The sequence below is a fragment of the Pseudomonas sp. P108 genome (genome assembly GCF_032613195.1).
Classification (GTDB): domain Bacteria; phylum Pseudomonadota; class Gammaproteobacteria; order Pseudomonadales; family Pseudomonadaceae; genus Aquipseudomonas.
The window spans coordinates 1,981,188-2,006,630 of sequence record NZ_CP126691.1 but is presented as its reverse complement, the minus strand read 5'-3'; the positions used below and the strand labels follow the sequence as shown (position 1 = coordinate 2,006,630).

The window sequence follows — 25,443 nt, the reverse complement described above, 5'->3', positions numbered from 1 at the left end:
AGGCGCGGGAACTGTGCGGGGGATCAATCAGGAAAGAAGTCAGGCAAGTAGGCGATGGCTGTAGGACTTGTCTGTAATAAATGAGCAATAGATAAACAGTCACGCAAAACGCAAACGCGGCGTGAGGAAAACCTCACGCCGCGTTTATCAGGACGGACAAAATTGGATTTACTGCGTTGAATCCCGAGCGCTCAGCTCTTTCAATTTGAGCTCAGCCAACGGGTGTCCGGCCTTGGCAGCCATACCCCACCAGCGTGCGGCTTCAACAGGATCCGGGGGCTTGCTCGGGGTTCCGGCCAGGCTGATCACGCCGACCTGATAAGCCGCCTTGCCATCACCCGCAAGTGCCGCCAGCCGCAATAGGCGCACACCTTCTTCACGTGCTCCGAGGCCGGCGCCACGAAAGGTCAGGATATGCCCATAAAAGCTTTGCGCACCGACATCGCCAAGGTTGGCCATGCGCGCAAACTGACCCTCAAGCCAACGCCAGCCGCGTGGTTGGCGGACAAACCATGACCAGTGAAACAGCCGGAGGGCCAGCCAGTAACTTGCCCGCGCCTTGAGTCGTAAAAACACTCAGGCCTCCGCCGATTCCGGGTACTCGTATTCAAAAACCCGGACGACTTCCGAAGCATGCCAAGAGGCCGCTGCTACACCATCGGATGGCCCGGAAAAACGCCCCAGACGTTCGACACATTCAAAGAAACCGGTGCGTGGCAGGCGGCTCGCGCCCTGACTGATCACCAGCGAGCTGCGCAACGGTTGTTCGGCCTTCGCATCCAGCGCGGCCAGATGCTCGAGGGCGGCGGTCAGGGTCTGCATCGCCGGTGTCGGCAGTTGCAACCGCTCCAGCAAGGCCCGATAAGTCAGCAGATGGCGCTGGCGACGCGCCTGATCCAGTTCCCCCAGCAATCCGTCCCAATGTTGACGACTAATGCGTACGCTCACGATTCATCCCTCCACCCTGGCACCGTCAATTCCCAGGCCAGGCTGCGGCGAATCGCGGCGTCGGGCTGACGCTCGCCACTTTCGATCATGGCCAGATATGACGGGCTGATGCCTACCGTGCGGGCCAACGCCTCAATGGCGATGCCCTTCCCTTCGCGCAAACTGCGTAGTTGATCCAGACCTGGAAGAATCGTGTCTGGTGTGGCCGCGAGCGGCGTGGCTGCCGGACGCGACGGTGCTTCGTTGATGCCTGCTGCTTTTAGTAGAGCCTGATACTGAGCCCACGGCAGAACCGCGTATTCGGGTTCGCCATCGCGTGCAATTATCTGAATATCCATGACTACCCCGTAGGACAACAACACTTAGCGAGTCGGCACTTTTCCCTAGAAGTGTAATCCTAACAGCGGCCAAGGTCGCGGGGGGTATCTATCTGTAAGAGGGGGTTGATAATCAGGACTTTTTCGGCCCCTGAAGTTGCAATTGTTCGGGGGTATCCGGCAGGCGTTCGACGACTGCCAGTTTTTCCGGCTGCTGGCGGTTGCGCCAGAGGCGGAAGGCATTGAGTTCATCGTCGAGGGTTTTCATCAGCCAGGCGAGGACAGCGATGTCGTCAAGCATGCCGAACACGGGAATGAAATCCGGAACCGCATCGACCGGGCTGAGGAAGTACATCAGACCCGCCACCACCGAAACCAGTGCTTTGCCGCTGATGGCCCGATACTCACCGCGCCAATAGGCCAGGCACAATGCCTGGAGTAAACGTAAATCGTCTTTGAGTTTGCCGAGGCGATTGCCTTGCGCGGCGCCTTTGCTGGCGACCGCAAACAATAAGGTTGGCAAACGTCCACGGGCTAACAAACGGCCGGCCAGAGGCAGGAATCGAGCGAAATTCCACGGAGCTTTCATCTATTCCTCCCGTTGAAATGTTATCCACACAAATTGTGGATAACCTTGTGAACAGAGCTGCATTTCAGCGCTGAAAGCCCCGTTTCATAAGGGCTGCGCTCAGATCGGGCGTTTTTTACTCACATAAAAAACCCCAATATTTCATTGACTTGGCTGCTCAGGGCGGCTAGCGCGGGCAGCCTCAATGGCTATGACTCTCGCGACCGCCATCGGTTCGCTCTGTTTACCCTTGCCAGACTCCAGATGCAACAACGCCCCGCATAAGCGAGGCGTTGTTGTTGAAGCCTTTGCCAATTACTTGGCAGCGGCAGCTTCTTTGGCTGGATCCTTGATGGCCAGCAGTTCCAGGTCGAAGACCAGAACCGAGTTGGCCGGGATTGCCGGGCTTGGCGACTGAGCGCCGTAAGCCAGATCGCTAGGGATGTACAGTTTGTACTTCTCGCCAACGTGCATCAGTTGCAGACCTTCAACCCAACCCGGAATCACGCCGCTTACCGGCAGATCGATCGGGCTGCCGCGCTCGACGGAACTGTCGAATACGGTGCCGTTGGTCAGCTTGCCGGTGTAGTGAACGGTCACTACGTCAGTCGGCTTAGGCTGTGGGCCGTCGGCTTTCTTGACCACTTCGTACTGCAGGCCGGAAGCGGTGGTAGTCACACCAGCCTTCTTGCCGTTTTCTTCGAGGAATTTCTTGCCAGCCGCAGCCGACTCTTCGCTCATCTTGGCCATGCGCTCTTCAGCACGCTTTTGCAGCGCGGCAAAGGCTTCGACCAGTTCTTCATCTTTCAGCTTCTGTTCTTTCTTGCCGACGGCATCTTCGATGCCCTGGGCTACCGCTTTGGAGTCCAGATCATCCATGCCTTCCTGAGCCAGGCTCTTGCCCATGTTCAGGCCGATACCGTAGGAAGCTTTTTGCGCCGGGGTTTTCAGCTCTACGCTGGTCTGCGAATCACAACCCGCGAGGACCAGGCTAACCAGGGCAACCGCCGCCGCCAACCGATGCTGTTTCATGCTATTTCCTTGTTCATGCGCCGAAAGGGCAATCGAGTAAAGCCGCGAGCTTATCAGGCCGCCACGACCAATGGCTACCGGCATGAGAGCAGTAAAGCGACGATAAGTTCAGGGATTAAAACGCATTTGGGCAAAGGCGCGATGAAGCTTCTGTCATCTTGTCCCGACAATGCCCGGCGACTCTGCTTGCATCATCTGGCGTAATGGCCACTTGCCGCATAGGGTCCGGCTCAGGCATAACTGCGCAACAATTCGACAAGGATGTTTATCTTGCGCCTCTTAATCCGTGTGCTGACCCTGATCGTCGTGCTGCTGGTGCTCGTTCTCGCCGTGGTGCTGTATTACGTCGCCAACCCGAAATTGCCCTTCTACACCCCCGCCGAGCAGGTGCATTACCTGAATCAGTGGAGTGACGAAGAGCGGCAAACCTACTATTTCACGCCTCAGGGCACGCAGGTCAAAGGCCTGCGCTATGAGTGGTTCCAGGCGCTGGAATTGCCATTCTCGCAGCAACGTTTCGCCGCACCCGATTACCTCGCACGCTTTGGTTTTCTGATCGATCCGCAGCAGAACGCCACGTCGAACAACCCCGGCAACCTCCCCGTCGGTTTTGCCCGGCATCAAAATCCGGGCAGCTCCGAGCAATATCTGGACATCACTTGCGCCGCTTGCCACACCGGCGAATTGCGCTTTAAAGGCCAGGCCGTGCGGATTGACGGCGGTACAGCGCAACACGTGCTGCCTTCCAGTGTTCCTACTTTACGAGGCGGCAGTTTCGGACAGGCTTTGGTGGCAAGCCTGACCTCGACTTACTACAACCCATGGAAGTTCGAACGTTTTGCCAGAACCGTGCTGGGCGACGAGTACGACGCGCGCCACGAGCAATTGCGCAAAGACTTCAAAACCTCTCTGAACACATTCCTCAAGGTCGCCTGGAACGATACCCATCGCGGCCTCTATCCGACCGAAGAAGGCCCCGGTCGCACCGATGCCTTTGGCCGCATTGCCAATGCGACGTTCGGCGATGCGATATCCCCGGCCAACTACCGCGTGGCCAATGCGCCAGTGGATTACCCGCAACTGTGGGACATGTGGACATTTGATTGGGTGCAGTGGAACGGCTCGGCGCAGCAGCCGATGGCGCGCAACATCGGCGAGGCACTGGGCGTCGGCGCCACTCTGAATTTCTTTGACACCAACGGCCAGCCTCTGCAAGGCGATGCGCGTTATGCCTCGAGCGTGCGCGTGCGTGATTTGCACAAGATCGAAGAAACCCTGCAAAAGCTCAAGCCGCCCGCCTGGCCAGAGGAGCTGTTTGGCGCCATCGACAAGCCCCTCGCCGCCAAGGGACGCACGCTGTTCAGCGAAAATTGCGCCGGCTGCCACGTCCCGCGCCAGACTCAGGAAGGTGATCGCTGGGTGCAGCATTTGCACATGCTGCCGGTCGCTGTCATCGGCACCGATCCGAATGCCGCCAACAATATCGCCACTCACCGTTTCGATCTGACCGCCCTGCAATGGGACCTGAAGGAACTCGAAACCATGGACGTCAAACTGCACCCGACGCCCAAGGAGCCGCTGGACCTCAGTCGGTTGTCGGTGGCCAAGGGCCTGGCTTACGTCACCGCTTTTGTCGAAGAGCGCGCCTACCGCGAAGCCAAGATCACGCCGCAGGAAAAACCCCGCATGGACGGTTTCGGCCTGCCCATCGGCGTGCGCGAAAAAGTCGCCTACAAGGCGCGCCCGCTGGCTGGCGTGTGGGCCACCGCGCCGTTCCTGCACAACGGTTCGGTGCCGAGCATTTATCAGTTGCTGTCGCCACAGGACGAGCGCGCCACGACCTTCTTCAAAGGCACCTTCGAATTCGATCCGCGCCACCTGGGGTATCGCACTGAAGCGTTTACCAATGGCTTCCTGTTCGATACGCGGATCACCGGCAACCATAACAGCGGCCATGAATTCCGTGCAGGCGAGCGCGGTAACGGCGTTATTGGCCGGTTGTTGCAGCCGGAAGAACGCTGGGCGCTGCTTGAATACCTGAAAGTCCTTGGCGGTCCACTGGAGGCGCAATTGCCATGATCTCGACCTTCAAGAAAGAACAGTCACTGCTGGCCAGAATCTGGTTATGGCTTGGGCGTCTGCTTGGCAAAGCGCTGCTGATAGCGCTCGCCATTGGCCTGCTCGGCTGGGCCATCGCCACAGCATGGTTTGCCTGGCAACACCGCGGCCCGGTGTCGGCGCTGGAACAGATTCCACTCGGCGAAGCGGCAATGACCCAGGACGTGATCCAGACCGCCGTGCGCATCGTCGATCAGCATCGCGAAAGCACACGGTATCTTCGCGACGCCCATGCCAAGGCCCATGGCTGTGTGAAGGCGCAAGTGCAGGTGCTGCCGGAACTCGCGCAGTCGCTGCGACAGGGCGTGTTCAGTGAGCCAGGCAAAACCTGGCAAGCGATGATTCGTCTGTCCAACGGCAATGCCTACCCGCAGTTCGACAGCATTCGCGATGCCAGAGGCATGGCGATCAAACTGCTCGACGTTTCCGCAAAACAGCTGCTCGGCAACCGCCAGGCACAGCCTGAACAGGACTTCGTGATGTTCAGCCACCCGAACTTCTTTGTCAGTGATGTCGCCGAGTACCGTCAGAATGTGGCGGCGCAGGCTGAAGGCAAAAAGGTCATGGCGTTTTTCCCCGGATGGGATCCACGCACCTGGCAGATCCGTCATTTGTTTATTGCACTGGCAACCTTGTCGCCGCCGCCGGACAGCCCGACCGGGACTACCTACTTTTCAGTTTCGCCCTACAAATTCGGTGAGGCGAATGCAAAGTTCCGGGTCGCGCCGGATCCGGACAATTGCCCTGCGTACACATTACCCAAACAGAACCACGACCTGCCGAACTTCCTGCGCAGCGCGTTGAGTCAGCAGTTGTCGACGGATCGCGCGCCGGCCTGTTTCGTACTGCAGATCCAGCGTCAGGATGCCCATCAATACATGCCGATCGAGGACACCAGCATCGAATGGCGCGAGCAGGATTCGCCCTTCGAAACCGTCGCGCGGATCACTTTGCCGCCGCAGGATTTCGATACTCCGGCGCTGAATCTGCAATGCGACAATCTGGCGTTCAACCCGTGGTTTGGCATTGAGGCGCATCGACCGATCGGCGGAATCAACCGGCTGCGCAAAGCGGTTTACGAGGCCGTCAGTGACTATCGCCATCAGCGAAATGGCGAGTGATCATTGTGTAATGGCAGTGGCTGATGCGCGGATCCTTCCAGTGTCGGGCCAGGTTTTGCTTGCCAGCAGGACGCTGAGAATGCCGGCGCTCGCCACTTTGTCGACCAGCATCTGCGGTGCGATCGCACCTGAGATTATTTTCTGCTCAAGACTGTCCGCCAACTCAACGAGCAACGCCCGGACCTTGGGCATTATTGGCTTGGCAAAACGCAGCACCGCCCCGTCGGGGGTGACGAAAAATAAACGTTGATGCGGTGCCACGCTGACACGTTCCAGACCGACCTTGAGATCCGCTGCAGAAAAGAAATTCTGCTGAAGTTCCGCCTCACGAGGTGCCAGGAGTGCCGCAGGCAGAGGCAGGATTGAATGGTAAAGGCCATGCATCCGAAACTCGCGAGGGATCAATGGCGTGCCCTGCCGCCCCTTGGGAAACATTCGCTCTTGGTCAAAGGTGGCGTAATCACTGGAAACCGGCTCGGTGACGATAAAGAAGTCACTGACATTATGTTTAAGAATGAAGCCTGTGTTGGGCAGAACAGCGGTCGGCGCAGGCAATTGGTTTCGCAGGTAGAGCGCAACATCCTTGGCATCGCGAAAAATCGGCCCGAAAATCGGCATTGATTCGATTTTAGCCGGCACCTGCAGAAGGTCCGCCCTCCAACTGGCTTTGAGCTGCCCTCGGCGCCGCCAAAGATCACCGTTTACCACGACCCTTACATCCCCGGCCGCCAAAGCCAGCAAGATCCACAGACTGCTGGGAATCGAACCATTTTCATACAACGTCTCGAATTGTCGTGGCTGACCATCATTTTTCCTGGAAAGCCGGGGCGCCAGTTCCTGTTCAAAAGGCCGATTTTTCGATGTGTAGGAAAGCAGGCCACCGTTACGTGCGGCCAGATAACATTTTGAATATTTACGATGCGAACTCATCACGGCCGACAAATCCGCTATCGCGAAAAAACGAGTGCGCTGAATCCATTCGGCGGTGGCCTCATCAATACCTTGAGCTTTGACAGGACGGGCGTGAAAACTTGCTTCGAGAGTGAGACCACTCGGGATAATCAGCTCCCCCGCTACGCCGACTGTTACAGCCGGTGTGCCGCTCTGAACGGATACCGTGGCGCCCGGATGATTATCGGCAGCGGTTATTGGCGCTTCGATAAGCTGTGCGCAAATGAATCGCGCATCGCGAGTTTTCAGAATGAATCCATTGAACTCACTGTTTCGCGGATGCTTCAACAGAGCGTGCAGGCATGCCGCGGCGTCATCGCTCGAAAGAAAGGCTGGGCTGGACGACAGAAAGGACAACGCCTGCACATCATCGGCGACGGGCGGAGCAAGGGTTTCAGCAGGATTTGCAGACATTGGGGCAGCTCTCGTCAGGCAATGGGTTTGATTTCATGACGGCAGAGAGTCATGAAAAACATCGCCCATTCTCCGAAAGCGGCACGCCCGGCAGGCACTACATAGTTATACGCAGCGAAAAATACCCAAACGCCAGACAGCAAAAAGCCCGCACAAGGCGGGCTTTCTGTGGAATCTGGCGTTCAGTGTTCCAGATTCCGAATATGGCGCAGCGGACGGGACTCGAACCCGCGACCCCCGGCGTGACAGGCCGGTATTCTAACCGACTGAACTACCGCTGCGCGAAACGCTTGAAACGAATGGTGGGTGATGACGGGATCGAACCGCCGACATTCTGCTTGTAAGGCAGACGCTCTCCCAGCTGAGCTAATCACCCTTCGCTTCGTTACGGGACGCATTATGCCACAAGTTTTCGTAAAGTGTTGATTTAATTGAATTTTTTTTCAAATAAATCCGAAAACCGGTGAAACGACACATCCCGCGGGTACAACCTTGGAGCAGAAAAAAACCCGCCTTGGCGGGTTCTTCCGTGGTGACCTGGCGTTCAGTGGTCCAGGTTACCGAATATGGCGCAGCGGACGGGACTCGAACCCGCGACCCCCGGCGTGACAGGCCGGTATTCTAACCGACTGAACTACCGCTGCGCTAAACACTTGAAACGAATGGTGGGTGATGACGGGATCGAACCGCCGACATTCTGCTTGTAAGGCAGACGCTCTCCCAGCTGAGCTAATCACCCTTCGCTTCGGTGTGGCGCGCATTCTACGGAGCGACCCAACCTCTGGCAAGCACTTTTTTAAATAATTTTCTCAGGCCTTCCAAAGGCTTAGAGAAGGGTTGGCCTATGAGACGGCGAAGACAATAATGCCCCCCTTTGTATAAAGGAGAGACTCACCCCATGTGGTTCAAAAACCTGCTTATCTATCGCCTGACCCAAGACCTGCCTGTCGATGCCGAGGCGCTGGAAACTGCACTGGCCACCAAACTGGCGCGTCCATGTGCAAGCCAGGAGTTGACCACCTACGGTTTCGTCGCGCCGTTCGGCAAAGGCGAAGATGCTCCGCTGGTGCACGTCAGCGGTGACTTCCTGCTGATTTCCGCGCGTAAAGAAGAACGCATTCTGCCAGGCAGCGTCGTGCGCGACGCGGTCAAGGAAAAGGTCGAAGAGATCGAAGCCGAACAGATGCGCAAGGTCTATAAGAAGGAACGCGATCAGATCAAGGATGAAATCATCCAGGCGTTCCTGCCGCGCGCCTTTATCCGTCGCTCGTCGACCTTCGCCGCCATCGCGCCGAAACAAGGCCTGATTCTGGTCAACTCGGCCAGCCCGAAACGCGCCGAAGACCTGCTGTCGACCCTGCGCGAAGTAATCGGCACCCTGCCCGTCCGTCCGCTGACGGTAAAAATGGCACCGACAGCCGTCATGACCGAGTGGGTCACCACGCAGAAAGCGGCCGATGACTTCTATGTACTGGACGAGTGCGAACTGCGCGACACCCACGAGGACGGCGGCATCGTCCGCTGCAAACGTCAGGACCTGACCAGCGAAGAAATCCAGCTGCACCTGAGCACCGGCAAAGTCGTTACTCAACTGTCGCTGGCCTGGCAGGACAAACTGTCGTTCATGCTCGATGACAAGATGACCGTCAAACGTCTGAAGTTCGAAGATCTGCTGCAGGATCAAGCGGAACAGGACGGCGGTGATGAGGCACTGGGGCAACTGGACGCCAGCTTCACCCTGATGATGCTGACGTTCGGCGACTTCCTGCCAGCGCTGGTTGAAGCGTTGGGTGGCGAAGAGACTCCGCAGGGGATCTAACGCCTTGTGATGTCCAAACTGTAGGAGTGAGCCTGCTCGCGATGAGGGACTGACATTCAACTAATGTGTTGATTGAAAGACCGCTATCGCGAGCAGGCTCACTCCTACATTTGTTTTGTGTTGTTCATTTAATAATAAGGATCAGGCCATGCGCGCACTGGCTGCACTGAGCCGCTTTGTCGGCAATACCTTCGCTTACTGGGTTCTGATTTTCGCTGTGATTGCGTTCCTGCAACCAGCATGGTTCCTCGGCCTGAAAAGCGCGATCGTACCGTTGCTCGGGCTTGTCATGTTCGGCATGGGCCTGACCCTCAAACTCGACGACTTCGCTGCCGTTGCCCGCCATCCGTGGCGCGTGGCGCTGGGCGTGGTTGCACATTTCGTGATCATGCCCGGCGTGGCGTGGTTACTCTGCCAGGTGTTTCACCTGCCACCGGAAATCGCCGTCGGGGTGATTCTGGTCGGCTGCTGCCCGAGTGGTACTTCTTCCAACGTCATGACCTGGCTGGCTCGCGGCGACCTGGCATTGTCGGTGGCTATCGCTGCCGTCACCACCCTCCTCGCCCCGCTGCTGACGCCGGCGCTGATCTGGCTGCTGGCTTCAGCGTGGTTGCCGGTGTCGTTCATGGAGCTGTTCTGGTCGATCCTGCAAGTGGTGCTGCTGCCGATCATTCTCGGTGTGGTTGCCCAGCGTTTGCTCGGCGACAAAGTGCGTCACGCAGTGGATGTATTGCCGCTGGTGTCGGTGGTCAGCATCGTGATTATCGTCACCGCCGTGGTGGCCGCCAGTCAGGCAAAGATCGCCGAGTCCGGCCTGTTGATCATGGCCGTGGTCATGCTGCACAACAGCTTCGGTTATTTGCTGGGCTATTTCACCGGGCGCCTGTTCAAGTTGCCGTTGGCCCAGCGCAAATCGCTGGCGCTGGAAGTGGGCATGCAGAATTCAGGGTTGGGCGCGGCATTGGCCAGTGCGCATTTTTCGCCGTTGGCGGCGGTGCCGAGTGCGCTGTTCAGCGTCTGGCACAATATTTCCGGCGCACTGCTGTCGACGTACTTCCGGCGTATGAGTGAAAAGGAAGATCGCGAAACACTGGCGCAGCGAGCGGCTGACTGACCTCGAAACTTGATCCCCGGGTTAATGCTCGTCAAACTATTGCGCAACGCGGGGACGACCCTGCGGCTCGATCGAGTCATTAATCTGGGGACGACCCCGTCAATCGATGGAGGTCTTTCATGTCCTGGATCATTCTGTTTTTCGCCGGCCTGTTCGAAGTCGGCTGGGCCGTCGGCCTGAAATACACCGACGGCTTCACCCGCCCACTCCCCACCGTTCTGACCATCACGGCCATGGCCATCAGCCTGGGCCTGCTGGGCCTTGCGATGAAGGAATTGCCGCTGGGCACGGCCTATGCGATCTGGACCGGTGTTGGTGCCGTGGGTACGGTGATTGCCGGGATTATCCTGTTTGGCGAATCGATGGCGTTGATTCGCCTGGCCAGTGTGGCGTTGATCATTACCGGGTTGATTGGCCTTAAGGTCAGCGCTTAAGCCACTACCGCTTTCGCGAGCAGGCTCGCTCCCACATTCAATCGCGCTCCGCAAGAGGAATACGATCAACTGTGGGAGCGAGCCTGCTCGCGAAGAGCCCTTTAAAATCGCCGACTATCTGACTGCCCCGCGCAACTCCCCGACCAACACCTGCAACTGCGCCGGCACAGCCGCTTCAACGTCCACCGGCGATCCCGCCACCAACGTCACCCGCGACCACAACCGCCGAAATACACCTTTATTCGGATCGCGACTGAAGAAACTCCCCCACAACCCCTGCAACGCCAACGGAATCACCGGCACTGGCGTCTCCTCAAGAATCCGCGTCAGCCCGCCCCGGAATTCGTTCATCTCGCCATCGGCAGTCAACTTGCCTTCCGGGAAGATGCACACCAGCTCGCCGTCCTTCAGATACTGAGCAATGCGCGTGAAGGCCTTTTCGTAAATCTGGATGTCTTCATTACGTCCGGCAATCGGAATCGTCCCCGCCGTGCGGAAGATAAAGTTCAACACCGGCAAGTTGTAGATCTTGTAGTACATGACAAAGCGAATCGGCCGACGCACCGCGCCGCCAATCAGCAAGGCGTCGACGAACGACACGTGGTTGCACACCAGCAATGCCGCGCCTTCATCGGGAATCGCTTCAAGGTTGCGGTGCTCGACGCGGTACATGGAATGGCTGAGCAGCCAGATCATGAAGCGCATGCTGAACTCGGGGACGATCTTGAAGATGTAGGCGTTGACGCCGATGTTCAGCAGCGACACCACGAGGAACAACTGCGGGATCGACAGCTTGGCCACGCTCAGCAGCACGATCGAGACGATGGCTGATACCACCATAAACAACGCGTTGAGAATGTTGTTGGCGGCAATCACCCGCGCCCGCTCGTTCTCGGCGGTACGTGACTGGATCAAGGCATACAGCGGCACGATGTAGAAACCACCGAAGATGCCGAGGCCAAGAATATCGACCAACACCGCCCAGGTGTGCACGAAGCCCAGCACCTCGATCCAGCTGTGGCCAGTGACACTGTCGGGAATTCCGCCGGAGTGCCACCACAGCAGCAGGCCGAACACAGTCAGACCAAATGAGCCGAACGGCACCAGACCGATCTCGACCTTGCGCCCGGACAGCTTCTCGCAAAGCATCGAACCCAGCGCGATACCGACCGAGAACACAGTGAGAATCAGCGTTACAACAGTTTCATCGCCGTGCATCCATTCCTTGGCGTAAGCCGGAATCTGCGTCAGATAAATCGCCCCGACAAACCAGAACCACGAGTTGCCGACAATCGAGCGTGACACCGCCGGAGTCTGGCCCAGACCGAGTTTCAACGTCGCCCACGACTGGCTGAAGATGTTCCAGTTCAGGCGCATTTCCGGGGAGGACGCCGCGGCACGGGGAATGCTGCGGCTGGCCAGATAGCCCAGCACGGCAATCCCGACGATTGCGCAGGACACCAACGGCGCATAGTGACTCGAAGACATGATGACCCCGGCACCAATCGTCCCGGCGAGAATTGCCAGAAACGTGCCCATTTCCACCAGGCCGTTGCCGCCAACCAGTTCATCCTCGCGCAGCGCCTGCGGCAGGATCGAGTACTTCACCGGCCCGAACAGCGCCGAGTGCGTGCCCATGGCGAACAGCGCCACCAGCATCAGCGACAAGTGATCGAAGAGGAAACCGACCGATCCCACGGCCATGATCGCGATTTCCGCGAGCTTGATCAGACGGATCAGCGCGTCTTTGGCGAACTTTTCGCCGAACTGCCCGGCCAGGGCCGAGAACAGAAAAAATGGCAGGATAAACAGCAGCGCACACAGGTTGACCCAGATCGAACGGTCACCCTCGATGGTCAGCCGATAGAGAATGGCGAGGATCAGTGACTGCTTGAACACGTTGTCGTTGAAGGCGCCGAGCGACTGCGTGATGAAGAACGGCAAGAAGCGCCGGGTGCGCAGCAGGTTGAACTGTGAGGGGTGACTCATCTTCCGTGTTTCCCTGATGTTTAAGGTAGAGAGGCCTGGGTACTGCTTATTGGATTCTCGAACCGCGATCCAGGCCACACCTTACCTAAACTTTTCAGGTTATTTCTTCAAACCTCTTCAAACCTGCGATACACGGCGAGACAAACAGCTCGCCACGCCAGGCGCCTTGCACCGTGCGTTTACCGACGATCAGCCACATCACCGTCAGCAACATCACCAACAGCGTGCCGACTACGCTGAAAAACGTCAGGTTCAAGGTGCTCGCCAGTTTCAGGGTTGCCAGCGAATACACACCCAACGGAAAGGTAAATCCCCACCAGCCAAGGTTGAACGGGATGCCGTCACGCAAATACCGCACGGTGATCAGCAGCGCCATCAGCATCCACCACAGACCAAAGCCCCACAGCGTAATCCCTGCAATAAGTCCAAGACCCGAAGCGATTTCGCCGATGCCCGGCAGACCGTTTGCCGCGAAGATCGCTGGCGCATCACCGCCCAGCAGCAACATGCCCAGCGCACCGGTGCCGATCGGGCCGAGGGCCAGCCAGCTCGAGGCAGCCATGTTTTCGTGGGGCAGTTTGTGCAGGGCCATGCGCAGCAGCAGGATCGTCAGAATGCTGAACGCTACCGGTAGGGAAAAGGCCCAGAGCACGTAGCTCGTTGTCAGTACCACCAGTTGCGAGTGAGCATCGGTGAGATGCGGCGCAAGCAGACCACCACTGGCCGCCGCCACTTCGGCTGCGACTACCGGCAACAGCCAAACGGCGGTCATCTGGTCGATGCTGTGTTCCTGACGGGTAAACATCATGTACGGAATCAACACGCCGCAAGCCAGCGACATGGCCACATCGATCCACCACAGCACTTCGGCGAGATGAATCACACCGTCGCCCCAACGCGACAGACCAAACAACAGAAAGCCGTTGATGATCGTCGCCAGGCCCATCGGAATCGTGCCGAAGAACATCGATACCGTGGAGTGACCGAAGATCCGCCGCGCTTCATCAAAGAACAAGATCCAGCGCGCGGCATAAGCAGCGGTAAACAGGCTGAACAACAGAATGTTGAACAACCACAAACCTTCGGCGATGGCGTGCAGGCCTGGAATGGCCAAAGGCAATTGCGCCAGCGCCAACGCCAGCACACCCGTGCCCATGGTGGCAGCGAACCAGTTCGGGGTGAACTGGCGGATCACTTCGCGCGGATGCTGAAGCTGGCGGAACGGCTTGATGCCGGGTTTGGCGCTATTGGGGCAAATCATCATGAACTCCTGTCCTCTGGTGAGGTTGAGCCCATGGTAGAACCGAATCGAATATCTATATAACGGGTAATATCTCTAACTGTTATCTGTTTTACCAATAAGCGGTTATACGCTGCCTTCGCTCTCGATCACCAGAATCCGCGCTGCGCCCTGCGGATGGGCGACGTGCTCGGTGCCGACGCTCGCGTAGAAGATGTCACCAACGTCGAGCTGCACCTGTTTTTCTTCGCCCAGCTCGCGGTAACGCATGACCACTTGGCCATCGAGCACCACAAACACTTCCTCGCCGTCGTTGATGTGCCATTTGTACGGCTGATCGGTCCAGTGCAGGCGCGTAGTGATGCCGTTCATGTTGGCGATGTCCAGCGCGCCCCAAGCGCGCTCGGCAGTGAAGGTCTTGCTGCGAATAATCTTCATGAGTCGATCCGTGAGAACAGGGCTGGCCAAGGCTAACCGAAACCGCAACGCTTATGGAGCGCTGCACGCCTTGGCTGCCACGGGACGCAGGCTGAGCAACAGTGCGCCGACGGCCAGCACAATCAACACCGCACCGTAACCATCGGTGGTCGCCAGCAAACCGTAATTGCGCGACAAGTGCCCGGCGAGCAACGCCGGCAGGCAGAACGCCAGATAACTGAGCACGTAATAGGCTGCCATCAATCCTGCTCGTTCATGGGGCAAAGCCAGCGGTACCAAACTGCGCACGGCGCCGAGAAATCCCGAACCGAAGCCGCAACCGGCCACCAGCGTACCGAGGAAAAACAGCGACAGACTGGCGCTGTGTACACCCAGCAGAATCAACACCAGGCCGATCGGCAACAGGCTCGCGCCCAACTGCAACGCCCTTGTCGCGGGACGATTGCGTAGCGTGAAAATCATCAATGCTCCGGTCACCGTCAGGGCTGCCACGGTTGCGCCGCCGATCAGATTGGAAGTCGAACCGGTGGCGGTGCGCACCAGCGAAGGTGCCAGCGACGCATAGAAACCACCGAGCGCCCAGGTCGCGGTGTTCAATGGCAACACGCGCCACAACGTCGAGCGCGCCTGCACCGGCACGTGCAAGGTCGGGCGCAACGAAGCCCACGCCCCGGCTTGCGGGGTGACGCTTTCCGGCAAGCGCCAGACATAGACGCCCTGCAAGACGAACAGCGCGAGCAGCAGCCAATAGGTCAGTTGCAACGGCGCAGGCGCAAACTCCGCCAGCAAGCCGCAACCCATGCCGCCCAATGCCATACCGAGCAACGGTGCAACACTGTTGATCAGCGGCCCTTGCTGACGATCGGTGTCGAGCAATGTCGCGCTTAAAACAGCGGTGGCCATGCCGGTGGCAAACCCTTGCAGGACTCGCGCGCTGATCAGCCATGCGACGCTGTCGGCGTAGATAAACAGCAGCATCGCCAAGGCGTTGAGCAAAACGGCGGTGAAGATCACCGGTTTGCGTCCAAGGTGATCGGACAGCGAGCCGACGGTTAATAAGGCCGCCAACAGACTGAGCGCATAAACGCCGAAGATCAGCGTCAGCACCGCAGCCGAGAATTGCAGTTGATCCTGATACAGGTGATACAACGGCGTCGGCGCGGTGGAGGCGGCGAGAAAACTGAGTAAGGTGATCGCCAGAAACCACAGGCTGGATCGATTGGAAGCAAGGCTGGTCATGTGCACACTCCGCAAAAGCTAATTTTTTGCTTTTGCGGAGTGTGCTACCGCTTCGCGCTTAAAGCAAATTCTTTGTGTTAAGGTCTGCGCCATGGCTATTAAAGAAGGTTTACGCCCCGGCGGCCGCAGTGCCCGGGTGCAACATGCAATTCATTCGGCAGTCCGCGCGCTTCTGCAAGAACAGGAGCGTTCGACCGTGACCGTCCCGCAAATCGCCGCTCGCGCCGGGGTTACGCCATCGACGATTTATCGGCGTTGGGGTGATCTGTCCGCGTTGCTAGCAGACGTCGCCCTCGCCCGCATGCGCCCGGACAGCGAACCGGCGCAAACCGGCAGCTTGCGCAGCGATATTCGTGCGTGGGCCGAGCAGTATCTCGATGAGATGAGTTCGGAGCCTGGGCGCAACATGATGCGCGACGTGCAGGCGAGCGCTACGCCGGGCTATTGCGTGACGATCATTGGCGCGCAGTTGCAGACAATCATTGAGCGGCACCCGGATGAGGTGGCGCCGAGCGTTGATCGGTTGATCAATCTGGTGGTGGCGCCGGTGGTGTTCCGGATTCTGTTTTCGGCGGCGGCGCTTGAAGTGGAAGAATTGCATTATCTGATCGATATCGCGCTGCGGCTGGACTGACGCCATCGCGAGCAGGCTCACTCCTACAGGGGAATGCATTTCAAATGTAGGAGTGAGCCTGCTCGCGATGAGGCCTCAAGAGTCACCACCAAAACCACCCGGTTCCGCCCCTGCGACACCCCGCCACGCCACGACCTTGGTCGACACTGACTAACCGCCCCGCGCATGCGAGACTGTCCGCCCGGGCAGGAGTGCCGGGGAGTCTTTTGTCGGGAGTGTTGCATGTCGTTGTCCACCGGGCTGATCGCCGCCGTCGCCCTGGCCTATATGGCCATCATGTTCGCCATCGCCTTCTACGGCGACCGACGCAGCGCGCCATTGCCGCCGCGTATGCGTGCCTGGGTGTACAGCCTGTCGCTGGCGGTTTACTGCACCAGCTGGACGTTCTTCGGTGCGGTCGGCCAGGCAGCCGAACAACTGTGGTCATTCCTGCCGATTTACCTCGGACCGATCCTGCTGTTGGTGGGCGCGCCGTGGGTCCTGCAGAAAATGGTGATGATCAGCAAACAGGAGAACATCACCTCCATCGCTGACTTTATCGCCGCGCGTTACGGCAAATCACAATCGCTGGCAGTGGTCGTTGCGCTGATCTGCCTGGTCGGCGTCCTCCCCTACATTGCCCTGCAACTCAAAGGTATCGTCCTCGGCGTGAACCTGTTGATCGGTGCCGGGGCAGACGCCATGGGCACCCGCGCCCAGGACACCGCGCTGATCGTGTCGCTGGTGCTGGCGCTGTTCACCATCGTTTTCGGTACGCGCAACCTCGACGCCACCGAGCACCACCGCGGCATGGTCCTGGCGATTGCCTTTGAGTCGCTGGTCAAACTGTTCGCCTTTCTCGCCGTCGGCGCCTTCGTCACGTATGGGCTGTATGACGGTTTCGAAGACCTGTTCAACCAGGCCATGCTCGCCCCGCGACTTGAGGAATACTGGAAAGAAACCATCAACTGGCCGTCGATGGTGGTGCAGACCGGCGTGGCGATGATGGCGATCATCTGCCTGCCCCGGCAATTTCACGTCACCGTGGTGGAGAACATCGATCCGCAGGATCTGCGTCTGGCCAAATGGGTGTTTCCGGCCTACCTCGCACTGGCTGCTTTGTTTGTAGTCCCGATCGCTTTAGCCGGTCAGATGATGTTGCCCAGCGACGTACTGCCAGACTCCTTCGTGATCAGCCTGCCCTTGGCACAGGCGCATCCAGCGCTGGCGATGCTGGCGTTTATCGGCGGCGCGTCGGCGGCCACGGGCATGGTGATTGTCGCCAGCGTGGCACTATCGACCATGGTCTCCAACGACATGCTGTTGCCGTGGTTGCTGCGCCGCAATAACGCCGAGCGCCCATTCGAAGTGTTCCGTCAGTGGATGCTCTCGGTGCGCCGGGTGAGCATCGTGGTGATTCTGTTGCTGGCGTACGTCAGCTATCGCTTGCTCGGTTCAACGGCGAGCCTGGCGACCATCGGCCAGATCGCTTTTGCAGCCGTCACGCAACTGGCACCCGCCATGCTCGGTGCCTTGTATTGGAAGCAGGCCAACCGCCGTGGCGTTTTTGCAGGTTTGGCCGCCGGCACTTTCCTGTGGTTTTACACACTGATTCTGCCGATCGCCGCGCACAGTCTCGGCTGGTCATTGAACAGTTTTCCGGGGCTGGCGTGGCTGCACAGCAATCCGCTGAATTTGCCGATCACCCCGCTGACCCAAGGTGTGGTGCTGTCGCTGGCCGGCAACTTCACTTTGTTCGCCTGGGTCTCGGTGCTGTCGCGTACGCGCGTCTCGGAGCACTGGCAGGCCGGGCGTTTCATCGGTCAGGAAATCAGCGCCCGCCCGAGTGCTCGCTCGATGCTGGCGGTGCAGATCGACGATTTGCTGCAATTGGCCGCGCGCTTTGTTGGTGAAGAACGTGCACGCCAGAGCTTTATTCGCTTCGCCTATCGCCAGGGCAAAGGCTTCAACCCGAACCAGAATGCCGACGGCGAATGGATTGCTCATACCGAGCGTTTGCTGGCCGGTGTTCTCGGCGCTTCTTCGACGCGCGCTGTAGTAAAAGCCGCCATCGAAGGTCGGGAAATGCAACTGGAGGACGTAGTCCGCATCGCCGACGAAGCTTCTGAAGTGCTGCAGTTCAACCGCGCGCTGTTGCAAGGCGCGATCGAAAACATCACCCAAGGTATCAGCGTGGTCGACCAGTCGCTGAAACTGGTGGCGTGGAACCGCCGCTATCTGGAACTGTTCAACTACCCGGACGGTTTGATCAGCGTCGGCCGACCGATTGCCGACATTATTCGCTACAACGCCGAACGTGGTCTGTGCGGCCCCGGTGAAGCCGAAGTGCACGTTGCCCGCCGTTTGCACTGGATGCGCCAGGGCCGCGCCCACACGTCTGAGCGGCTGTTCCCCAACGGCCGGGTGATCGAGCTGATCGGTAACCCGATGCCCGGTGGCGGTTTCGTTATGAGCTTCACTGATATCACCGCGTTCCGCGAAGCCGAACAAGCGCTGACCGAGGCCAACGAAGGGCTGGAGCAACGGGTCAGCGAGCGCACTCAGGAACTGTCGCAACTCAACGTCGCGTTGACCGAAGCCAAGGGCACCGCCGAAGCCGCCAACCAGTCGAAAACCCGCTTCCTCGCGGCGGTCAGCCACGACTTGATGCAGCCGCTGAACGCCGCCCGACTGTTCTCCGCCGCCCTCTCCCATCAGGACGACGGTTTGAGCAGCGAGGCGCAGAAACTGGTGCAGCACCTCGACAGCTCTTTACGTTCGGCCGAGGATTTGATCAGTGATCTGCTGGATATTTCCCGACTGGAAAACGGCAAGATCAACCCGGATCGCAAGCCGTTTGCGGTCAATGAGCTGTTCGACATTCTCGGCGCCGAGTTCAAGGCATTGGCGCAGGAACAGGGTTTGACCTTTCGAGTGCGCGGTAGTCATTTGCGCATCGACAGCGACATCAAATTGCTGCGACGCATTTTGCAGAACTTCCTCACCAACGCATTCCGTTATGCCAAAGGCCCGGTGTTGCTGGGCGTGCGCCGACGTGGCGGCGAACTGTGTCTGGAAGTGTGGGATCGCGGGCCGGGGATCCCGGAAGATAAACAGCAAGTGATTTTCGAAGAGTTCAAACGCCTCGACAGTCATCAGACCCGCGCTGAAAAAGGCCTCGGCCTGGGTTTGGCAATTGCCGATGGTTTGTGCCGGGTGCTCGGTCACACCTTGCGGGTGCGCTCGTGGCCGGGGCGCGGCAGTGTGTTCAGTGTCAGCGTGCCGCTGGCCCGCTCACAAGCCGTGCCGGCCAGCGCCGCCGTCGAATTGAATGGCAAGTTGCTGAGCGGCGCGCAGGTGCTGTGCATCGACAATGAAGACAGCATTCTGATCGGCATGAACAGCCTGCTGAGCCGCTGGGGCTGCCAAGTGTGGACGGCGCGCAATCGTGAGGAATGTGCGGCACTGTTGAGTGAAGGCGTACGACCGCAACTGGCGCTGGTCGACTATCACCTCGACCACGGTGATACCGGCACCGAGCTGATGGCGTGGTTGCGCACCACGTTGGGCGAGCCTGTGCCGGGGGTGGTGATCAGTGCTGACGGGCGACCGGAGATGGTTGCGCAGGTGCATGCGGCGGGGCTGGATTATCTGCCGAAACCGGTGAAACCGGCGGCGTTGCGGGCGTTGTTGAGTCGGTACTTGCCGCTATAGAGGCTGCGATCTTTTGATCTTTATTCAGGGAGTTCGACAAGACCATCGACATCGGTCATCGCCCGCTCCAGCAAATCTGCCGGCAAGCTTTTGCTCGCCCGCGCGCCGAGCAATTTCAGCTGTTCACTGCGACTGACCAGATTGCCGCGCCCCTCGGTGAGCTTGTTGCGCGCTGAACTGTAGGCTTTATCCAGCTGTTGCAGACGATTGCCAACCTCGTCCAGATCCTGAATAAACAGCACGAACTTGTCGTACAGCCACCCGGCGCGCTCGGCGATTTCCCGGGCGTTCTGGCTCTGACGCTCCTGCTTCCACAGACTGTCGATCACCCGCAGAGTCGCCAGCAAGGTGGTCGGGCTGACGATGACGATGTTGCGGTCGAAGGCTTCCTGAAACAGCGATGGCTCCGCCTGCAACGCCGCCGAAAACGCCGCTTCGATCGGCACGAAGAGCAAAACGAAATCGAGGCTGTGCAGGCCTTCCAGACGTTTGTAGTCCTTGCCGGCCAGACCTTTGACGTGATTGCGCAACGACAGGACGTGCTGCTTGATCGCGATCTGCCCGAGGGTGTCGTCGTCGGCAGCCACGTATTGCTGATAGGCGGTGAGACTCACCTTGGAATCCACCACCACTTGCTTGTCGCCCGGCAGATAGATGATCACGTCAGGCTGGAAGCGCTCGCCATCCGGGCCTTTGAGGTTGACCTGGGTCTGATACTCGCGGCCCTTCTCCAGGCCGGCGTGTTCAAGCACCCGTTCGAGAATCAGCTCACCCCAGTTGCCTTGGGTTTTCTGGCCTTTGAGGGCACGGGTCAGGTTGGTGGCTTCGTCGCTCAGACGCAGATTGAGTGCCTGCAAGCGCTCCAGTTCCTTGGCCAGCGAGAAGCGCTCGCGGGCCTCGGCCTGATAACTTTCTTCCACACGTTTTTCGAAGGATTGAATGCGTTCCTTGAGCGGATCGAGCAACTGACCGAGCCGTTGCTGACTGGTCTCGGCAAAGCGCTGCTCGCGCTCATCGAAGATCTTCCCGGCCAGCTCGGCAAACTGCGCACGCAGTTCATCGCGTGAGCCTTGCAGGTCGTTGAGGCGTTGCTGGTGGCTTTCCTGTTGCTCGCGCAGTTCAGCGTTCAGCGAAGCGGCCTGTGCATCCAGGCGGCGCAGCTCAGCTTCCTTGTTGGCGCGTTCGAGGTTCCAGGCGTGGGAGGCGTCGCGGGCGTCGTCGCGCTCGATCTGCAACAGTTCGACTTCCCGGCGCAGGGCCGCCAGGTCAGCCTGTTTGGCGGCGTTGGCCTGGCCAAGATCGGCGATTTCATCACGGCTGGCGTCGAGCTGCGCGTTGAGTCCGTCCTGCGCCAGTTGCGCCATGGCCAGCCGTTCTTCGAGCAAAGCGACCTCGGCCTGGCCGTTGCTTGCCCGGCGTTGCAGTTGCCAGGCCAGCGCCAACAGTGGCAGTCCCGCCCCTGCAAGCCCCAGCAAGACGCTGGTCAAGTCCATAGCCATAGCCACTCCCGCCGATCTTATAAAGCCTGAAGGTTAACCAAGGCGTCAGGTCTTGGACAGCTCAGTCTTCGAGCAGACCGAGTTCCTGTTGCGCGCGACGGTCGCCGGCGCGGGCGGCCTGACGCAGCAGATCCTGACCGATGCGACGATCCCGTGCGTTGCCACACTCACGGCACATCAACTGCCCAAGACGGCTTTGCGCAGCCACCACACCTTCTCGTGCCGGTTGCTTGAGGAGGCGGCCAGCAAGGTGCTTGGCATTATGACTGTCGCTCAGGCGCGGGCTGTCGAGCAACCACTCGGCGACGCGAACAGTAAATCGCTTGGGCGGGGTAACAGGAGGAGGTTGTGAGGTAACAGAGTCTGATACTGAGCGAAACTTCATAAAGCACTGTGGGACGAATCGGAAGGCGCGCCACTCTACTCTCTTTTTCTTACAGGTAAAGTCGAAAAACAACCCGGCACGCCCGTCCTAGAGCAAGCGCTCGGGACAATCCACAGAAGCTGTGGATAACTCAGTGGACAACCGCTCTCCAACCCTCGCAAAGCCTTATGGAATGGGGCTCGCAGTCAAACTGACGATTTTTTCACCAACAAAAAAAAGCGATGTTTTTCATTGACTTAAACTTTCGATACAGGCAGCCATCGGGGTCAGGATTGATGTGACAGTGCCGTTACAGCTTGCGCAACTAATGTGCACAAGTACCTGTTACCCGGTTATATCGGTGCGCTTTTTCGGGTCGTTTTGGCAGTCGGTCTGGGGATAAGCCAGTCTGGCGCACGCTTTGATGAAGATATCTTCACCGACCGGCGGTCAAAAAATGCGCCAATTACGCGCAATCAAGCGGCTCGCAAAGCAGACTCGGTCAGTCACTGCAATCTTTTTCCACAGGAAGTTTGCGTTACCGGTTTCGATCCGTTAGTATCCGCGGCGTTAGTACCAAGCTGAAAGTCAATTCCGGTCGAACACATCCCCACGGTCAGCCTTCTACAAAGAAGACCTACCGAAAAAAGCGGGAACGACCCCTCGATGGTTTCCAGGTAAATCTTGCGACAACACTGCCTTCCAATGATGCGAAGGGTGTTGCGAAGACCACTTACTCTGACCGAACCAACCTGCAAATTGATCAGGATCTTCACCCCGGGCCCAGAACCTTTGCCCTCGTTGTGCTGCCTGCCCTCCTAAGTACCTACCTGCCAGCCCAAGCGCGCCAACTTAATAGCGCTTCAAACTGGCTGCTTTGTTCCAGTCGGGTTCTTCGTTCGACCAATGGTGGTCGACGTTACTGGAACGTTTTAACGTTGCACGGTTCTTATCCGTGTCATTTGTAGGAACACCTAATAACTATGTCTACTCAAATCCACACTCAGGATGCCATTCGCACCCTAACCAACGCTTTTGCACCAATGAACTGCCTGATCATGGCCGCTCGCAAAGGCTGCTTCAGCTTCACACTGGTCAACGAACACGGTATCGCCCGCCACAGCGAGCGTCTGTACCCCGATCAGTACTCCAGCGCCGAACCGCTGCAGGCCGTGATCGACCGTACACGTCAGGCATTGATTGCCTGAGAGCCGAAAAGGCTGCAAAAGCAAAAGCCTCGCACAAAATGCGGGGCTTTTTATTGCCCGATGTTTCACTTTTTGCCCTTGGCGCCTAAGCACCAACGGGTATAACGGTTATAACTCGAAGCCGGAAATATTTTAAAAACAGGCCTTTACGTCGCGAATATGACACTACACTTCAACTCAAGCGGCGTGATCCGCTTACGGCGAGCCTGAACCGATCCATTGCTGCCAAGCCCCCTTCAGGACTCGCCATTCCTAACAAGATCCGAGGGTTTTATGGGTATCGCTGCCAGCGAACTGTGTCGATATGTGATCCGTCCAACGCTGATCTATCTGGGACGTCACTGCGCCACCGCCGAATCATTGCTGCTGGGCATCGCCGCCAGCCAGTCAGCCCTCGGATCCGCCCTGCATGACCGCCGTGGCCACGGCCTCTACCGCATCGCCGAGCATCGCCATCAAGCCCTGTGGGACGACTATCTGGCGCTCGATCCGGAACGCGCCAGCCTGGTTCGCGGTCTCGCCAGTCAGCATGCATTCCTGACTGGCCCACACCTGGAACTGACGGTGAATCTGCGTTACGCCACCGCCATCGCCTGGCTACTGGTTGAAGAACAAAACCCCACCCTCCCCGATCCGAACGATTTGCTCGCAATGGCGCGTATCTGGCGTCAGACCTTTCAACCCCAGGGTCGTCTGCGTGATTTCACTTACGCATGGCGCACCTGTGTTTCACCGGTGAATCAGGTCGCGTGCTGACCGACCGGTTTCCGAAGATCTGCCAACAGGTGGCGAATCTGGTCTGATTGTCCTACAAAACCGCTCTAACTCAAGGCATACGGACTATGGCGCTGGGACGAAAATGTTGGTAATTTTCGCCCCGGTGATCACCAGGAGTTCTAATAATGAAAAAAGTCATGCTCAAAACCACCCTTAGCCTCGCCGTTACCCTCGCCTCCACGCAAATTTTCGCGGCCGGCTTTGCCCTCAACGAACAAAGCATCAGTGGGATGGGGACTGGTTTTGCCGGGCGATCTTCTTCTGCCGACGACGCAAGCACTGTTTATGGCAACCCTGCCGGCATGTCGCGCATCAAGCGCGAACAGGTTACCGGTGGTGTAGCCGTTGTCGATGCTCACACCGATATCAGCAATGCCAGTTCCAGCCCCAATGGCGGCAGCAACAAAGGCGACATGGTGCCCCTCACCGCTGTACCTATGGGCTTCTACGTCAAACCGATCGATGAGCATTGGGCATTCGGCCTCGGCGTTTATGTGCCGTTCGGCCTGATCACGGATTATGAAAACGGCTTTGCCGGCCGTTACTTCGGCAGCAAGTCCGAAGTGCAAGTCATCACTTTCCAACCGACCGTCAGCTACGCCTTCAACGACAAAGTGTCGATCGGTTTCGGCCCAACCATCAACCGCATTGACGGTGCGCTGGAATCCAACCTGTCGATCACTCAAGCCCTGCCGGACGGCAAGGTCAAGATCAAGGGTGACGACACCGCACTGGGCTACAACGTCGGCCTGCTGGTACAAGCCACCGACACCACTCGCGTGGGCCTGACCTACCACTCGAAAGTCGACTACAAGCTCGAAGGCAACACCAAGGTCAACTACGGCGCACTGGCCGCAGTCGGCCTGGGCTCCAGCCAGAAGTACGACGCTTCGTTGAAGATCACCACACCTGAATCGGTCGACCTCTCGGTTACCCAGGCGATCAACGATCGCTGGAACGTGTATGCCGGTACCACCTGGACCCGTTGGAGCCAGCTGGAAAAAATTACCGTGAAAAACTCTGGCGTTCAGCCGCTGCTGGCCGGCCAGTTCGGTTCGATCAACGAAGACCAGAACTGGCACGACTCCTGGGCTTACGCCGTGGGTACTTCGTACCAGCTGAACAAGGAATGGGTACTGCGTACCGGCCTGACCTTCGACCAGTCGCCGACCAATAACGAAGACCGTTCGCCACGCATTCCGACTGGCGACCGCACTATCTTCAGTATCGGTGCCGGCTGGAGCCCGACCGACGACCTGACCATCGACGTCGCTTACTCGTACCTGAAGGAAGAGTCGGTGAAGATCCGCAACGAAAACAATCGTGGCCAGACCTACGACGCCAAGTATGAAAACTCGGCAAACGGTTTCGGTGTCGGCGCGACCTACCGCTTCTGATGCTGCATGGCGAGGCTGACCCCTCGCCCACAATAAAGCCCCGCTCTCTTTGCAGAGGCGGGGCTTTTTTATGCCTGAAATTTGTGCGACCTGTAGGAGCTGTCGAGTGCAACGAGGCTGCGATCTTTT

General features: G+C 58.5%; 22 protein-coding genes and 4 tRNA genes. 10 read left to right on the top strand and 16 right to left on the bottom strand.

Annotated features, from left to right (window positions below):
- Positions 1 to 168: 168 nt before the first annotated feature.
- The 5 genes from QOM10_RS08880 to QOM10_RS08860 all read right to left on the bottom strand — a co-directional run bounded on the left by QOM10_RS08880 (position 169) and on the right by QOM10_RS08860 (position 2,865).
- A complete protein-coding gene (locus QOM10_RS08880) occupies positions 169 to 576 on the bottom strand; it encodes a sel1 repeat family protein (protein WP_316917886.1) in 408 nt (135 codons plus the stop codon).
- Entirely contained in the window at positions 577 to 948 is a 372-nt protein-coding gene (locus QOM10_RS08875) for a hypothetical protein (protein WP_003223109.1), read from the bottom strand.
- On the bottom strand, positions 945 to 1,286 hold the full coding sequence (locus tag QOM10_RS08870) for a helix-turn-helix transcriptional regulator (protein ID WP_316917885.1): 342 nt from the start codon (positions 1,284 to 1,286) through the stop codon (positions 945 to 947). Before QOM10_RS08870 ends, QOM10_RS08875 begins: the two co-directional genes overlap by 4 nt.
- 112 nt (positions 1,287 to 1,398) lie before the next feature.
- Complete coding sequence (locus QOM10_RS08865) at positions 1,399 to 1,854, bottom strand: YkvA family protein (protein ID WP_316917884.1); 456 nt, start codon at positions 1,852 to 1,854, stop codon at positions 1,399 to 1,401.
- Between the two features lie 294 nt (positions 1,855 to 2,148).
- On the bottom strand, positions 2,149 to 2,865 hold the full coding sequence (locus QOM10_RS08860) for an FKBP-type peptidyl-prolyl cis-trans isomerase (RefSeq protein WP_007919751.1): 717 nt from the start codon (positions 2,863 to 2,865) through the stop codon (positions 2,149 to 2,151).
- A gap of 270 nt (positions 2,866 to 3,135) precedes the next feature.
- Here QOM10_RS08860 and QOM10_RS08855 point away from each other — a divergent pair, with 270 nt between their 5' ends.
- Positions 3,136 to 4,944 (top strand): di-heme-cytochrome C peroxidase, encoded by a 1,809-nt coding sequence (locus QOM10_RS08855; RefSeq protein WP_316917883.1) that lies wholly within the window; start codon positions 3,136 to 3,138, stop codon positions 4,942 to 4,944.
- 26 nt (positions 4,945 to 4,970) lie between these two features.
- Positions 4,971 to 6,104: a catalase family protein gene (locus QOM10_RS08850; RefSeq protein WP_316918371.1), complete on the top strand. Its 1,134-nt coding sequence runs from the start codon at positions 4,971 to 4,973 to the stop codon at positions 6,102 to 6,104.
- Here the strand turns inward: QOM10_RS08850 and QOM10_RS08845 are convergent, their stop codons facing one another.
- The 5 genes from QOM10_RS08845 to QOM10_RS08825 form a co-directional block, all read right to left on the bottom strand.
- Complete coding sequence (locus tag QOM10_RS08845) at positions 6,105 to 7,469, bottom strand: hypothetical protein (protein WP_316917882.1); 1,365 nt, start codon at positions 7,467 to 7,469, stop codon at positions 6,105 to 6,107.
- A 204-nt stretch (positions 7,470 to 7,673) separates the two neighbouring features.
- Positions 7,674 to 7,750, bottom strand: a tRNA-Asp gene (locus QOM10_RS08840).
- A 19-nt stretch (positions 7,751 to 7,769) separates the two neighbouring features.
- Positions 7,770 to 7,845, bottom strand: a tRNA-Val gene (locus QOM10_RS08835).
- Between the two features lie 191 nt (positions 7,846 to 8,036).
- Positions 8,037 to 8,113, bottom strand: a tRNA-Asp gene (locus tag QOM10_RS08830).
- Between the two features lie 19 nt (positions 8,114 to 8,132).
- A tRNA-Val gene (locus QOM10_RS08825) sits at positions 8,133 to 8,208 on the bottom strand.
- A gap of 159 nt (positions 8,209 to 8,367) precedes the next feature.
- Between QOM10_RS08825 and rdgC the strand changes: the two genes are divergently transcribed.
- From rdgC to sugE, 3 genes are all read left to right on the top strand, one after another.
- Positions 8,368 to 9,288 (top strand): recombination-associated protein RdgC, encoded by a 921-nt coding sequence (gene rdgC, locus QOM10_RS08820; protein WP_127926381.1) that lies wholly within the window; start codon positions 8,368 to 8,370, stop codon positions 9,286 to 9,288.
- 148 nt (positions 9,289 to 9,436) lie between these two features.
- Positions 9,437 to 10,402: a bile acid:sodium symporter family protein gene (locus QOM10_RS08815; RefSeq protein WP_077571745.1), complete on the top strand. Its 966-nt coding sequence runs from the start codon at positions 9,437 to 9,439 to the stop codon at positions 10,400 to 10,402.
- Positions 10,403 to 10,521: 119 nt separating this feature from the next.
- On the top strand, positions 10,522 to 10,836 hold the full coding sequence (sugE, locus tag QOM10_RS08810; protein ID WP_150774376.1) for a quaternary ammonium compound efflux SMR transporter SugE: 315 nt from the start codon (positions 10,522 to 10,524) through the stop codon (positions 10,834 to 10,836).
- A gap of 114 nt (positions 10,837 to 10,950) precedes the next feature.
- On the opposite strand, the gene QOM10_RS08805 is transcribed toward sugE, so the two are convergent.
- From QOM10_RS08805 to QOM10_RS08790, 4 genes are all read right to left on the bottom strand, one after another.
- A complete protein-coding gene (locus QOM10_RS08805; protein ID WP_150752245.1) occupies positions 10,951 to 12,825 on the bottom strand; it encodes an MFS transporter in 1,875 nt (624 codons plus the stop codon).
- 94 nt (positions 12,826 to 12,919) lie between these two features.
- Positions 12,920 to 14,086: a TDT family transporter gene (locus QOM10_RS08800; RefSeq protein ID WP_127926379.1), complete on the bottom strand. Its 1,167-nt coding sequence runs from the start codon at positions 14,084 to 14,086 to the stop codon at positions 12,920 to 12,922.
- Positions 14,087 to 14,191: 105 nt separating this feature from the next.
- The gene (locus QOM10_RS08795; RefSeq protein ID WP_316917881.1) at positions 14,192 to 14,503 is read right to left on the bottom strand and encodes a cupin domain-containing protein; all 312 of its coding nucleotides are present in this window, start codon (positions 14,501 to 14,503) and stop codon (positions 14,192 to 14,194) included.
- Between the two features lie 51 nt (positions 14,504 to 14,554).
- Entirely contained in the window at positions 14,555 to 15,742 is a 1,188-nt protein-coding gene (locus QOM10_RS08790) for an MFS transporter (RefSeq protein ID WP_150752243.1), read from the bottom strand.
- Positions 15,743 to 15,833: 91 nt separating this feature from the next.
- On the opposite strand from QOM10_RS08790, the gene QOM10_RS08785 reads away from it, so the two are divergent.
- Together QOM10_RS08785 and QOM10_RS08780 are read left to right on the top strand one after the other, a co-directional pair.
- On the top strand, positions 15,834 to 16,376 hold the full coding sequence (locus tag QOM10_RS08785) for a TetR/AcrR family transcriptional regulator (RefSeq protein WP_316917880.1): 543 nt from the start codon (positions 15,834 to 15,836) through the stop codon (positions 16,374 to 16,376).
- 222 nt (positions 16,377 to 16,598) lie between these two features.
- Entirely contained in the window at positions 16,599 to 20,069 is a 3,471-nt protein-coding gene (locus QOM10_RS08780) for a PAS domain-containing hybrid sensor histidine kinase/response regulator (RefSeq protein ID WP_127926376.1), read from the top strand.
- Between the two features lie 20 nt (positions 20,070 to 20,089).
- Here QOM10_RS08780 and rmuC read toward each other — a convergent pair whose 3' ends face one another.
- Positions 20,090 to 21,454, bottom strand: a complete 1,365-nt coding sequence (gene rmuC / locus QOM10_RS08775) for a DNA recombination protein RmuC (protein WP_171057259.1) — start codon at positions 21,452 to 21,454, stop codon at positions 20,090 to 20,092.
- Positions 21,455 to 21,629: 175 nt separating this feature from the next.
- On the bottom strand, positions 21,630 to 21,953 hold the full coding sequence (locus QOM10_RS08770) for a sel1 repeat family protein (RefSeq protein ID WP_127926374.1): 324 nt from the start codon (positions 21,951 to 21,953) through the stop codon (positions 21,630 to 21,632).
- A gap of 962 nt (positions 21,954 to 22,915) precedes the next feature.
- Here QOM10_RS08770 and QOM10_RS08765 point away from each other — a divergent pair.
- The 3 genes from QOM10_RS08765 to QOM10_RS08755 all read left to right on the top strand — a co-directional run bounded on the left by QOM10_RS08765 (position 22,916) and on the right by QOM10_RS08755 (position 25,314).
- Positions 22,916 to 23,140 carry a hypothetical protein gene (locus QOM10_RS08765; protein ID WP_034156218.1) on the top strand — a complete coding sequence of 75 codons (225 nt, stop codon included), beginning with the start codon at positions 22,916 to 22,918 and terminating at the stop codon, positions 23,138 to 23,140.
- Between the two features lie 273 nt (positions 23,141 to 23,413).
- On the top strand, positions 23,414 to 23,896 hold the full coding sequence (locus QOM10_RS08760) for a hypothetical protein (RefSeq protein ID WP_127926373.1): 483 nt from the start codon (positions 23,414 to 23,416) through the stop codon (positions 23,894 to 23,896).
- A 146-nt stretch (positions 23,897 to 24,042) separates the two neighbouring features.
- Positions 24,043 to 25,314: an OmpP1/FadL family transporter gene (locus QOM10_RS08755; RefSeq protein ID WP_127926372.1), complete on the top strand. Its 1,272-nt coding sequence runs from the start codon at positions 24,043 to 24,045 to the stop codon at positions 25,312 to 25,314.
- Positions 25,315 to 25,443 lie beyond the last annotated feature (129 nt).

Excerpts from the sequence above, each read along its gene's own strand:
- QOM10_RS08870 (WP_316917885.1), bottom strand. The coding sequence starts at position 1,286 with ATGGATATTCAGATAATTGCACGCGATGGCGAACCCGAATACGCGGTT.
- QOM10_RS08865 (WP_316917884.1), bottom strand. The coding sequence starts at position 1,854 with ATGAAAGCTCCGTGGAATTTCGCTCGATTCCTGCCTCTGGCCGGCCGT.
- QOM10_RS08860 (WP_007919751.1), bottom strand. The coding sequence starts at position 2,865 with ATGAAACAGCATCGGTTGGCGGCGGCGGTTGCCCTGGTTAGCCTGGTC.
- QOM10_RS08845 (WP_316917882.1), bottom strand. The coding sequence starts at position 7,469 with ATGTCTGCAAATCCTGCTGAAACCCTTGCTCCGCCCGTCGCCGATGAT.
- rdgC (WP_127926381.1), top strand. The coding sequence starts at position 8,368 with ATGTGGTTCAAAAACCTGCTTATCTATCGCCTGACCCAAGACCTGCCT.
- QOM10_RS08815 (WP_077571745.1), top strand. The coding sequence starts at position 9,437 with ATGCGCGCACTGGCTGCACTGAGCCGCTTTGTCGGCAATACCTTCGCT.
- sugE (WP_150774376.1), top strand. The coding sequence starts at position 10,522 with ATGTCCTGGATCATTCTGTTTTTCGCCGGCCTGTTCGAAGTCGGCTGG.
- QOM10_RS08805 (WP_150752245.1), bottom strand. The coding sequence starts at position 12,825 with ATGAGTCACCCCTCACAGTTCAACCTGCTGCGCACCCGGCGCTTCTTG.
- QOM10_RS08800 (WP_127926379.1), bottom strand. The coding sequence starts at position 14,086 with ATGATTTGCCCCAATAGCGCCAAACCCGGCATCAAGCCGTTCCGCCAG.
- QOM10_RS08795 (WP_316917881.1), bottom strand. The coding sequence starts at position 14,503 with ATGAAGATTATTCGCAGCAAGACCTTCACTGCCGAGCGCGCTTGGGGC.
- QOM10_RS08790 (WP_150752243.1), bottom strand. The coding sequence starts at position 15,742 with ATGACCAGCCTTGCTTCCAATCGATCCAGCCTGTGGTTTCTGGCGATC.
- QOM10_RS08785 (WP_316917880.1), top strand. The coding sequence starts at position 15,834 with ATGGCTATTAAAGAAGGTTTACGCCCCGGCGGCCGCAGTGCCCGGGTG.
- QOM10_RS08780 (WP_127926376.1), top strand. The coding sequence starts at position 16,599 with ATGTCGTTGTCCACCGGGCTGATCGCCGCCGTCGCCCTGGCCTATATG.
- QOM10_RS08770 (WP_127926374.1), bottom strand. The coding sequence starts at position 21,953 with ATGAAGTTTCGCTCAGTATCAGACTCTGTTACCTCACAACCTCCTCCT.
- QOM10_RS08765 (WP_034156218.1), top strand. The coding sequence starts at position 22,916 with ATGTCTACTCAAATCCACACTCAGGATGCCATTCGCACCCTAACCAAC.
- QOM10_RS08760 (WP_127926373.1), top strand. The coding sequence starts at position 23,414 with ATGGGTATCGCTGCCAGCGAACTGTGTCGATATGTGATCCGTCCAACG.
- QOM10_RS08755 (WP_127926372.1), top strand. The coding sequence starts at position 24,043 with ATGAAAAAAGTCATGCTCAAAACCACCCTTAGCCTCGCCGTTACCCTC.